General features: G+C 54.9%; 1 protein-coding gene and 2 pseudogenes. 1 reads left to right on the top strand and 2 read right to left on the bottom strand.

Features of this window, described 5'->3' with window-relative positions; all coding sequences use genetic code 11:
- Positions 1 to 129: 129 nt before the first annotated feature.
- A pseudogene (locus ABLN87_RS22225) lies at positions 130 to 398 on the bottom strand (transposase); the annotation flags it as partial.
- A gap of 95 nt (positions 399 to 493) precedes the next feature.
- Between ABLN87_RS22225 and ABLN87_RS22230 the strand changes: the two are divergent.
- The gene (locus ABLN87_RS22230) at positions 494 to 784 is read left to right on the top strand and encodes a DUF6429 family protein (protein ID WP_353014291.1); all 291 of its coding nucleotides are present in this window, start codon (positions 494 to 496) and stop codon (positions 782 to 784) included.
- Here ABLN87_RS22230 and ABLN87_RS22235 read toward each other — a convergent pair.
- Positions 738 to 1,260: pseudogene (locus ABLN87_RS22235) on the bottom strand (Tn3 family transposase); the annotation flags it as partial. The gene ABLN87_RS22230 and the pseudogene ABLN87_RS22235 overlap by 47 nt on opposite strands.
- Positions 1,261 to 1,367: the final 107 nt, after the last annotated feature.

Here is a 1,367-nt window from a genome sequence, read left to right on the forward strand (position 1 = left end):
CAGACGCGCCATTTGCGCCTCCGTCAGCCAGAAAAGATCAGACATGTTCACCGCTCGTTTTTGAGCCGTGAATCATGATGCTAAAGGGAAATCAATGGGTACAGAGCCTAGGCTCAGGGCGAATAACCATTATGTTACGATAGCCGCGAGTGTGATTGCTGATAGGAAGACCTTGGGGCAGCGCCCGTTGCGTGTTGCCACGCGCCTCCAATCCTTGAGCCGACCGAACATGATCTCGATCCTGTTGCGCCTTTTGTACCTGCGCTTCTCGTACTTTACTGCTTTCGGCCTGGGATGCACGCGCGTATCCCTTTGTATTTCAAGGCTTCGCGAAACCAGTCGGCGTCATAGCCTCGATCTCCCAGCAGCCATTCCACATCCGGCAGGCTGCTCAACAAGTGGGTCGATTGCCGGAGGGGGCAGAATCCTACTCTAAGCCCGCTGTTGGCTGTTTTTGGCGCGCATAGTTGCGTTTCCTGCTATGATTGACCACATGGAGATCGACCCAGACCGCATTGACGAAGTTGTTTTGGGGCTATTGCGGTTGACGCTGCATGGTGAGTGTCGTGCCTGGAAAGGCCATGACTGGGATGTGATGAACCGATTGTATGAACAAGGCATGATCTATGATCCTGTCAACAAGGCCAAGTCGGTTGTCCTGACGGATGAGGGTTTGGCAAAGGCGGAAGAAGTATTTCGCGCCTTATTTACAAAGCCGGACGGGAATGCGGGCTGCCCTATGCAGCCCGGACTCGTTGTTTTCGCCATCTGTATTCACCGGTGAACAGGATATGGGCCCAACCGAGCGGCGAGATATGCGCCAGAAGGTTCGGCGGGCAATCCAATCCGGCTCTTTGCCGCTGTGTTACGGCATCGCTGAGATGTTTGAGTTCCAATAGATGATGATGGCAGCCAGTAAGTTCAGTCCGGCCATGCGGTAGTGCTGGGCTTCGGCGGTGCGATCCCGGATTTCACCCTGTCGCCCAATTCTCAGAGCGTTTTCAAAGCGAGACGCGCCTCGCCTTTGTTCAGCCCGATCTGCGCCCTGCGCTGCATACCCGCATCGAGCAGCCATTCAATGATGAACAGCGTCCGTTCGACCCGACCGACCTCTCGCAGAGCAAGAGCCAGTTCTTGTTGCCGAGGGTACGAGGCAAACTTCTTCAGCAACTGGCTGGATGGCACAATATCAGCCGCCACGGTGGCCACCGCGCGCAGAACATCCGGCCAATTTTCGGTGATCAAACGCTGCTTGATTGTCTGACGTCAGCACCAATGGGACAGTTTAAGTCGATTTGATAAGAGAGGGTTTCTGGCTCATCGTAACCGCCAAGGAGTGGAGATGAGTAAGAAACCCGGAACCAAGC

The sequence above is a fragment of the Ruegeria sp. SCP10 genome (assembly GCF_040329495.1).
Lineage (GTDB): Bacteria > Pseudomonadota > Alphaproteobacteria > Rhodobacterales > Rhodobacteraceae > Ruegeria.

Coding starts and splice junctions, on each gene's coding strand:
- ABLN87_RS22230 (WP_353014291.1), top strand. CDS start 494: ATGGAGATCGACCCAGACCGCATTGACGAAGTTGTTTTGGGGCTATTG.